The sequence below is a fragment of the Bradyrhizobium sp. UFLA05-108 genome (genome assembly GCF_059803455.1).
In genome coordinates this window covers 23,120-32,785 of the sequence record NZ_JBANAZ010000091.1, presented here as the reverse complement: position 1 = coordinate 32,785, position 9,666 = coordinate 23,120, and the positions used below count along the sequence as shown (strand labels likewise).

Below are 9,666 nucleotides of genomic sequence, written 5' to 3'. Positions count from 1 at the left end.
ACCTCCCGCAGAACAAAAGCGGAAAGTGTAACCCATGTGTCCGGTACGTACCGTCACCTATGTCTCAGGCTGCTCAACCCAGACACGTCTAGACCAGCCCCAGATTCGGTCAGCGTTGCTGTCCGCTGCGTCGCGCGGCGGCAACAGTCATCGTGAAACTTGCACCGCCCTTGTCGTTCGCCGCATTTGTGGCCGCTCTTCCTGGGATTGTGATGTCTATAGATTGCAATCTGAGCTTCGAATTTGGCGCGCCTTCGCACATTCACGCTGGTCCGCGCGGAATTGAAACATTCAGACGGCCGAACCAACTGACACGTCGCGACCTTTCGTTGTTGCCTTTGCCGGGTGTGACAACTGTCCTTGGGGGCGGCGATGAAGTGCGGGTTGTGTCCCTTTGCGCAATCTTTCGTCGCGACGCTTGCAATCCGTTGGTTTTCGAAGTCGCCTCACGTGGACTCTGCTGCGACCGAAGTGCAGGGATATCGCTACCGCGCTACGGTTTGGGCGGCAGTCATGGGCGTGCTGATCGCGTTCGTCAGCCCGGGGGCTGCGCAGGTGGTGCGCGGGCAGAATACGCCGACGATCGCCAAGTCGTTCGGGGCGTCGGCGATCTCGGTTGGCAGCAGCACGACGCTGACGTTCACCGTCACTGGCGCCACTCTTGGAAATACCGGCGTAAATTTCACAGATGCTCTGCCCGGTGGACTTGTTGTCGCCACACCCCCCGGCCTGACCGTCACCGGCGCCGACGCCTCCTGCAATGTCTCCAATGTGACGGCCGCGGCCGGTGCCGCCAGCATCAGCTTGGCGAACGTCTCTTTGGCGTCGAACCAGACGTGCACCGTCGCCGTCAACGTGACGGCCACGTCCACTGGCCAGAAGAACAACTCGGTCAAGGTCTCCTCGGACCAGGGGCCCGGCAACGATGCAACGGCGCACCTGACTGTTGACGCGGCGCCGACCCCTTCGCCCCCCGCAATCGCCAAGAGCTTCGCGCCCTCATCTATTCCACTCGGCGGCACATCGGCGCTCACCTTCACGATCACCAATCCAAATGCTTCGGCAGCACTCACGGGCGTCGCGTTCAGCGACACTCTGCCGGCCGGGCTTACTGTTCCGGCGACCAGCATCGCTCAATGCGGCGGCACGCTAACGACGACCGCGACGAGCATCGCGCTCGCGGGCGCAAGCATTGCAGGAGGCGGGGTCTGCAGCTTCTCGGTCACCGTGACCGGTACCACCACGGGCACCAAGGTCAACAACTCCTCGGCGGTCACATCGACCAATGGAGGGACCGGCAACACCGCCAGCGCGTCGATCGAGGTGACCGCACTGGCTCCTCCTGGACTTTCCAAGAGCTTTGCGCCGGCATCGATTGCCCTCAACGGCACATCGTCGCTCACCTTCACGATCACGAATCCCAATGCTTCGACGGCGCTCACAGGCGTTGCGTTCACCGACGCGTTTCCCGCCGGGCTCCTGGTTGCAACCCCCAGCGGCCTGACCAACTCCTGCGGCGGCACCCTCACCGCGCCTGCCGGCGGCGGCAGCGTCAACCTCTCGGGCGCCACCCTCGCGGCCGCCTCGTCCTGCACGATCTCGCTCAACGTGACCGGCACGACCACCGGAATCAAGGTCAACAGCACATCACCGGTCAACTCAACCAACGGAGGAACCGGAGACAACGCCAGCGCGACGCTCGCGGTGGGCGTGAGCACGTTTCCGCCTGCGATCAACAAGAGCTTCGCGCCGTCACTGATTCCGCTTGGCGGCACATCGGTGCTCACCTTCACGATCATCAACCCCAACCCTGTGCTGGTGCTGTCCGGGGTAGCCTTCACCGATGCTCTTCCGGCCGGGCTGACTGTTCCGGCTGCCAGCATCGCTCAATGCGGCGGGACGCTTACGACCACAGGCACGAGCATCGCGCTCGCGGGCGCAAATATTACGGGAGGCGGGGCCTGCACCTTCTCGGTTACCGTAACCGGCACCACCATCGGCACCAAGGTCAACACAACCTCGAACGTCACCTCGAGCAATGGAGGGACTGGCAACACCGCCAGTTCGTCGCTTCAGGTGACCGAACTGGCTCCTCCTGGGCTTTCCAAGAGCTTCGCGCCTGCATCGATTGCAGTTGGCGGTACGTCGTTGCTCACCTTCACGATCACCAATCCCAATGCTTCGACGGTGCTCACGGGGATCACATTCACCGACGCGTTTCCCGCCGGGCTCCTGGTTGCGACCCCCACCGGCCTGTCCAGCACCTGCGGCGGCACCCTCACCGCGCCTGCCGGCGGCGGCAGCGTCAACCTCTCGGGCGCCACCCTCGCGAGCGCCTCGTCCTGCACGATCTCGATCAACGTGACCGGCACGACCGCCGGCATCAAGGTCAACGCCAGCTCACCGATCAGTTCGACCAACGGAGGGAGCGGAGACAGCGCCAGCGCGACGCTCACGGTCAATACGTCGCTCTCTCCGAGAGTCCAAAAAGCATTCGGCGCCGCGTCGATTGCGGCGGGCGGCGTAACCTCGCTGACGTTCACGGTCGTCAATCCCAACCCGAGCTCCGCGCTCACCGGCGTCGCGCTCACCGACAGATTCCCGGCCGGGCTCCTGGTTGCGAGCCCCAACGGCCTGACCGGCTCGTGCGGCGGCGGCTCCATCACGGCGACCGCAGGTGGCGGCAGCGTCAGCCTCACGGGTGCGACGCTCTCGCCCGCTGCGTCCTGCACGTTTTCGGTCAACGTGACGGGAACGACCGTCGGATCGCTGACCAACGTCACGGACCCCGTCACGTCCACGAACGGCGGAACAGGCAACACCGCGAATGCCTCCATCACCATCAGCGTGCCGGCGGACAGCGGGCACCTGCGCGATTTGCAGCTCACGGTCACCAAGATCGAGGCCCACGCTTCGGGCGCCGCGGTCTCCGGCGCAGTCGATGAGGCGATTGCGGATGGCTTTACCGACTGCGCGGGCCCGCAGATGCCGGTCAAGGCGAGCGGCGGCGGCCTGCGCTTCAAGTTCGGCTGCGAGCTCCAACCCCCGCCGACCAAGGGGATGCCGCCGGTCGTGCTCGCACCACCTTTGTGGCTGGCCTGGGCCGACATACGCGGCAGCGACTGGAATACCAGCCAGCAGACCGGCGATATCCGCGGTGGACAGATCAATGCGCTGTTCGGAATATCGCATCGCCTCACGACCGATATTCTGATCGGCGCATTCGGCGGCTATGAGAGCTTCGACTACACCTCGCAGCTGCTCGACGGTCGTTTAAAGGGTGACGGGTGGACGGCCGGCGGATATTTCGGCTGGCGCTTCCTGCCGGGCATGCGATTCGACGCCAGCCTGGCGCGCTCGGGAATTAGCTACAATGGCACCGCCGGAACGGCATTCGCGACGTTCCCGGGGCAACGCTGGCTCGCGACGGCGTCGCTGATCGGCGTCTACAAGACGCATTACGGCTTCGAGATTGAGCCCTCACTCAAGGTCTATGCCTTGTGGGAGCGCGAAGACTCCTACACGGACAACTTTGGCATCGCGGAGAGCTCACGAACCTTCTCGGAAGGCCGCGCGAGCGCCGGCGCAAAAATCATGTACCCGTGGCTATGGACGACCACGGTCAAGCTCATGCCTTATGTCGGCCTCTACGCCGACTATTATTTCAACCGCGACGACGCAACGCTTCCGGTCGGGCCGCTGCTGCAGGCGACCCAGTTCTTGCAGGGCTGGTCGGCGCGCGTCACCACCGGCGTCGGCGTGACGCTGGAAACCGGCCCGAGGTTGTCGGTCGATGGCGAGCTTGGAGGGCTCGGGAGCAATCAGTTCACCGTCTGGTCGGTGCGTGGACGCGCGTCGGTTCCGTTCAGCGCAGACTAGATCAGGGCCGGGGCGCCTGGACAAGACTCCGGCCAATAATGCAACGCCGTCCGCTTGCGTGACCAAGGTCACGTAACGCCAGGCCGACTTGTCCTAGCTTGCCGTGGCGTTCGCAAACGGGAGACACGCACATGCGCAAGATCATTCTGGTTGCCGCCATGGTTCTGGCCTCTGCGTCTGCTCAGGCCGCCGGTTCGCGTAGCTTGACGATTGCTTCCGCGGATGATCCGGTCGCGCAGCAGACCACGACCACCGCTGCGCCGCAGGCCTCCAAGCCCACTGAAGCTCCGAAATATGTCGACCGGCCCGCGGCCGTATCCACGACACCGGCGACGACCACAAGTTCGACGTCCGCAACGACGCAGACGCCAGCGGTCTCGACCAAGACTACGGCGAAGATCGACAAGCCGAAGCGCAAGCCTTACTGGACCGAAGGTCGCATCATCGGCGAGCTCCATCGCCACGGGATCTATTGGTAATCCAAAAACGGTAATGGCCGGGAAGCCCGGCCATCATGATCCGTCGAAGCGTACTGGCTTGTCGCGTTACTGCGAAACCGTCTGCACCACGCTCGAGATCGGACGTGCGCTCGAGGTCGGCACCTTCAAATCCTTCAGCAGCGCCTCGTCATATTCCGGCAGCGTCTGGAACGTCGTCTTCGCCTTCATCTGCACGACCTTGTAGCCGCCAGCCTTGAGGCGTGCGAGCAGCGTCGGCAGGGCTTCGGCGGTGTGCTTCTGGAAGTCGTGCATCAGGATGATGCCTTTGCCGAGCTTGTCGAGCTTGGTCATCACGTTGCTGACGATCTTGTCCGGCGTGCTCTCTTTCCGGAAGTCGAACGAATCGAGATCGGTCGAGAACATGGCGACGTTGCGGGTGCCGAAATAGCTCACGATCGCCGGATTGTGCTGAAGCTGGGGGAAGCGGAAGAAAGGCGCGGGGTTGGTCCCGAGCGCGAACTTCACCGCGCTGAAGCCCTTCTCCACCTCGTCCTTGGCCTGTTGTTCCGTCATCTTCTTGCTGTTGAGATTGACGTGCGACCAGGTGTGGGTGCCGACCGTGTGGCCCTGGGCCAGCACCTGGCGCAGGATCTCGGGATGATAGGTGGCGTGCTTGCCGACCGCGAAGAACAGGCCTTTGGTGCATTCGTCTGCGAGCGCCTTCAGCACCGCGGGCGTGTTGTTCGGCCACGGACCGTCGTCGAAGGTCAGCACGACCTCCTTGTCGGTGAGGAAGTCGAACTGCTTGAAATGCTCGAAGCCGAAACCCGGTCCCCCGGTGGTATCGATCTCGACCACGCGGGCGACGCCAAGCGCGTTCGGATTGGCGCAGGTCGACTTCTGCTGAACCGGCAGCGCCGGCGCTGGTGCGGCCGCAGCCGGAGCGCTCGGCGCCGCGGCCGGTCTGCCTGATAGCGCCGCCGTGGTCTCGACGTCGTCCTTGGCCGCAAGCTTTGCCGAGGCCGGCAAAGAGTCCGGCGCGCGGGCAGCCATTGTCTGGGGAGCGGCCTGTTCGGCGCGCGAGGAATAAAAGAACCAACCTCCGGCGATCACGACCGCCGCAATCACACTGGCCACTAGCAGGCCCAACGCATTACGCATCGCTACTCTTTCCAAATACGCAACCAAACAAGCGGTTTTTCCCCGCGCCGAGCCGATAATGCGAAGGAACAGTTAACGTGACACCAACACGACAGCGGTTGCGGTGGAATTTCAGCGGGGTGCGCCAAAGTGACCGATGTCACGGTCGACGGGCCGGTCGTGATCGTCATCACAGTGGAAACGGTTTTGCCGGATCATCGTAGCTCCCGTTAACGCACCCCGCCCGACGGCGGCGCCAATGGGAGCCCCAAATGACCACCTCGTTCTCGTCCAAAATCCGCGACGCCAGCCTGGCGCTGGGTTTCGCCGCTTTCGTGTCGATCCTGTCCTCGACGACAGGCTTTGCCTACACCGCCGAGGCGCAGCAGATGTGCACCGGTGACGCCTTCCGCCTGTGCTCGTCGGAAATCCCCAACATCCCCGCCATCACCGCCTGCATGTTCAAGCACCGCGCCGATCTCAGCCCCGGCTGCCGTGCCGTGATGGACAAGGACCTCGCCAAGGCGCCGTCGCGCAAGGTCGCCGACGTCCAGGAAGGTGCGCACTAAGACAAGCGCGCGTGGTGATGATGCCATCATCGCGCGCCTGGGCTCCCTCGCGAAGGCCCCGGCGTCCAGACCGGGGCCACTCGCATCTCGCCGGCTCAGCTCATCAACAAAAGCCGTTGCGGCGCGGGAACCACCGCTTTAGCTTCGCCCGCCTATCGTTTCGGGTATGAGGCATTTTTGTGATGAGCAGATTTCTTTTGATTTTTCCATTGGCCCTGATCGCATCGGGTGCGTCAGCGCAGCAGCAGCCGGGCCACGATGCCTGCGCCCGTGACGTCTCGCGCTTCTGCCGTTCCGTGATGAACAACGGCGATTCGGCCGTGCTCGCCTGCCTGAAACAGAACCGCACCCGCCTTAGCAAGGCCTGCGACAAGGTGCTGACCGAGCACGGGCAGTAATTATCGTGGTCCTTCCGGTGAAAAACTAAGTGCTGCTCCCCGCCGCGGTCGCAACCACCGGCAACACCTCGCCGCTGCTGCGGTCCGGCGTCTCTTCCTTCCAGCGTACCGAGCCGAACGGGCGCTCGAGCATACGACGAATCCGCACCGGGTCGGGGCCGATGTGGAAATCGATCGCCTGCTGATGCAGCGCGCGCTCGGACTGGGTCGAGCGGTTGCGCTGGCGCAAATAATCGAGCCAGGTCGGGCAGTGGTAGCGCTCGGTCCACAACTCGGAATCGGCGATGTCGCGCGCGATCGACCAGCCATAGGCGCCGTTGCGCTGCCTGGAGAGCTGCACGTCCTGCATCACATTGTGGAAGGCGCGCGCGTTCTCCTGCGCCACGCGATATTCGATCTCGACCACCAGGGGACCGCTGCGCCCCGTCAGTGACAGCCTCACCTCGGGATCGGCGAGCACCTCGGCGTCCTCGTTGCGCGCGCCGACGCGCGGCATTGCCAGCCATAGTCCCAGCAGCGGCGAGAGCAGCATCAGGCCGGCGGCGGTGAGCAGCGCCATCTCGACGCCGGCATGATCGGTGAGATGGCCCCAGCCCCAGGCGCCGATCGCAATGCCGCCGGAGATCGAGGCCTGGAATGCGGCGAGCGAGCGCCCAGCGACCCAGCGCGGCGCCGAGAGCTGCACGCCGATATTGAACAGCGCCACCGCGGCCATCCACACCGCGCCCGCCAGCACCAGAGCGGCCGCGGTCAGCACGGGCTCGCTGCTGATCGCGATGGCGCCCATCGCAAACGCCATCGAGATCGTGCAGGCGCGGATCGCCGATTCGCCGCTCATGCGCTTGCGCAATTCGTGGATGTTGAGCGCGCCGACCACGGCGCCCATGCCGAACGCCCCGAGCATGATGCCGTAGGTCTGCGCGCCGCCATGCAGGAGGTCGCGCGCGACCAATGGCATGAGCGCCATGATGGCGCCGCCGATCAGGCCCATCACCAGCGTCCGCAACAGCACGATCTTGATCGGCGGCGAATTGGTGATGTAGCGCACGCCGGAGACCATGGCACGGTTGAGCTTTTCCCGCGGCAGGCGCGACGGTTCGGTGGAGCGCCGCCACAGCAGCAGCACGACCAGCAGCGGCAGATAGAGGATCGCGTTGCAGGCAAACGCCGCCACCGCGCCAGCCGCAGCAACGATGACGCCGCCGATCGCGGGGCCGAAGCTGCGCGCGATGTTGTAGCTGATGCCGTTCAGTGCCACCGCCGATGGCAGCGAGTCTGGCGGCACCTGCTCGCTGACCGAGGACTGCCAGGCCGGGCCGAACAGTGCGTTGCCGCTGCCGACGATGAAGCAGAAGGCGAGCAGCGTTTCGGGGGTGATCAGCTTGAGCCCGGCCAGTATCGTGAGCGCGGATGCACCGATCAGCGCGATCGAGAGCGAGATGAGGGTGACGATGCGGCGGTCATACATGTCGGCGATGGCGCCAGCCGGCATCGAGATCAGCATGATCGGCAGCATCAGCGCGGTCTGCACCAGCGCGACCTTGTCGGCCGACGCCGCCATCTGCGTCATCGCCCAGGCTGCACCCACGCCCTGGATCAGGAGTCCGAGATTGGAGAGCAGGCTGGCGAGCCAGATGCGCCGGAATAAGGTATACCGCAGGGGTGCGGTGATGCCGTCATTGGCGAATTTCTGGCGTTTCGGCTGCTCGGTCATATCCCCTTCCAAATGGCTTGCGAGAAATGGTTCGGCGATTCCTGCTTGACCAAGTGATGCCTGCGAAAGTCCTTCGCTGTCCAGTGGTTAGACGGCTATAAGCAGTGCAACCAGGTGGTTTGCCGGGGGAGGAACGACATGAAACTATCGCGACGGACAATCCTGCAGGGCGCCAGCGCGCTGCCTTTCGCGGTTGCGAGCTTGCGGACGTCTGCATTGGCTCAGACCGCGCCCGCAGCGCCAGCCGCCGCTGAGGTGCCGCCGATCCTGTTCGTGCACGGCAACGGCGACTACGGCGCGCTCTGGATGACGACATTATGGCGGATGGAGTCGAATGGCGTTGCGCGCGATCGCATGCTGGCGATCAATTTCACCGATCCCAATGCGCGGGACGTCGACAGCGTCGAACAGCCCAGCCGCTCCTCGACCGAAGATCAGCGCCGCGAGCTGGCCGCTGCGATCGCTGAATTGAAGCGCCGCACCGGCGCTGCGCGCGTCGCGCTGGTCGGCAGCTCGCGCGGCGGCAACTCTATCCGTAACGTCATCAAGAACGGCGGCGCCGGCGATGTCAGTCATGCCGTGCTGTGCGGCACGCCTAACCACGGTGTCTGGGCTACCGACGATGCGCTTGGCAACGAGTTCAATGGGCGCGGCGCCTTTCTGCGCGGCCTGAACGAGGGCGAGAGCGAGGTGACGCCGGGAACGGCCTTCCTCACCCTGCGCAGCGACGGCATGGACAAATATGCGCAGGCCGATGGCCGCTTCATCGGCAAGCCGGGTGTGCCCACCAATGTCACCGCCGAAGGCCCGGAGCTGAAAGGCGCCACCAACCTCGTGCTCGGCGCGCTCGATCATCGCGAGGTCGCGTTTCATCCACGTGCCTTCCGCGAGATCTACAAGTTCATCGCGGGGCGCGAGCCGGAGCGCATCGCGATCGTGCCCGAGAGCAGCGTCAAGTTGAGCGGGCTGGTGATGGGAACGCCCGGTGGCGTGCCGACCAATCGTCCCGTGGAGGGCGCCACCGTCGATGTGTTTCGCGTCGATCCCGCGAGCGGCGAGCGCCAGGGCGGTGCAGTGCATAGCGCAAAGACCGCCGCCGATGGCCGCTGGGGGCCGGCGCAGGTTGAGCCGACCTGGTCGCTCGAATTCGTGCTGACCTCGCCCGGCGCGCCCACGACGCATATCTACCGCTCGCCCTTTCCGCGCTCGTCGGACGTGGTGCACCTGCGTGCCGCGCGCCCGCTCGGGCCGCCCGATGCCGGGGCCGGTGCAGTCCTGATTTTGTCACGGCCGCGCGGCTATTTCGGCCTGCCGCGCGACATCCTGCTGTTCGACGGCAAGGAGCCGGCGGACGTCAAGCCGGGCGTGCCAACGGATACGGCAGCAACCCTGCGACTTCCGGCCACAGACGTCGGGCGTAACGTCGTGGCTGAGTTCAACGAAGAACGGATCGTCGCCCGGGCGTGGTCGGCCGCCGAGAACAGGATTGCGATTGCCGAACTGACTTACTAGCTGTGTGGATGCGG

General features: G+C 64.8%; 7 protein-coding genes. 5 read left to right on the top strand and 2 right to left on the bottom strand.

What is annotated here, in order from left to right; translation table 11 throughout:
• The first annotated feature begins 450 nt into the window (after nucleotides 1-450).
• The gene (locus SO140_RS40575; RefSeq protein WP_449383399.1) at nucleotides 451-3,879 is read left to right on the top strand and encodes a DUF7933 domain-containing protein; all 3,429 of its coding nucleotides are present in this window, start codon (nucleotides 451-453) and stop codon (nucleotides 3,877-3,879) included.
• 131 nt (nucleotides 3,880-4,010) lie between these two features.
• Nucleotides 4,011-4,358, top strand: a complete 348-nt coding sequence (locus SO140_RS40570) for a hypothetical protein (protein WP_449383398.1) — start codon at nucleotides 4,011-4,013, stop codon at nucleotides 4,356-4,358.
• 66 nt (nucleotides 4,359-4,424) lie between these two features.
• On the opposite strand, the gene SO140_RS40565 is transcribed toward SO140_RS40570, so the two are convergent.
• On the bottom strand, nucleotides 4,425-5,480 hold the full coding sequence (locus tag SO140_RS40565; protein ID WP_449383397.1) for a polysaccharide deacetylase family protein: 1,056 nt from the start codon (nucleotides 5,478-5,480) through the stop codon (nucleotides 4,425-4,427).
• Nucleotides 5,481-5,731: 251 nt separating this feature from the next.
• On the opposite strand from SO140_RS40565, the gene SO140_RS40560 reads away from it, so the two are divergent.
• The gene (locus SO140_RS40560; RefSeq protein WP_449383396.1) at nucleotides 5,732-6,028 is read left to right on the top strand and encodes a hypothetical protein; all 297 of its coding nucleotides are present in this window, start codon (nucleotides 5,732-5,734) and stop codon (nucleotides 6,026-6,028) included.
• A gap of 182 nt (nucleotides 6,029-6,210) precedes the next feature.
• A complete protein-coding gene (locus tag SO140_RS40555; RefSeq protein WP_449383395.1) occupies nucleotides 6,211-6,426 on the top strand; it encodes a hypothetical protein in 216 nt (71 codons plus the stop codon).
• A gap of 25 nt (nucleotides 6,427-6,451) precedes the next feature.
• Here SO140_RS40555 and SO140_RS40550 read toward each other — a convergent pair whose 3' ends face one another.
• Nucleotides 6,452-8,140, bottom strand: a complete 1,689-nt coding sequence (locus SO140_RS40550) for an MFS transporter (protein ID WP_449383394.1) — start codon at nucleotides 8,138-8,140, stop codon at nucleotides 6,452-6,454.
• Between the two features lie 138 nt (nucleotides 8,141-8,278).
• Here SO140_RS40550 and SO140_RS40545 point away from each other — a divergent pair, with 138 nt between their 5' ends.
• Entirely contained in the window at nucleotides 8,279-9,652 is a 1,374-nt protein-coding gene (locus SO140_RS40545) for a hydrolase (RefSeq protein ID WP_449383393.1), read from the top strand.
• The last annotated feature ends 14 nt before the right edge of the window (nucleotides 9,653-9,666 follow it).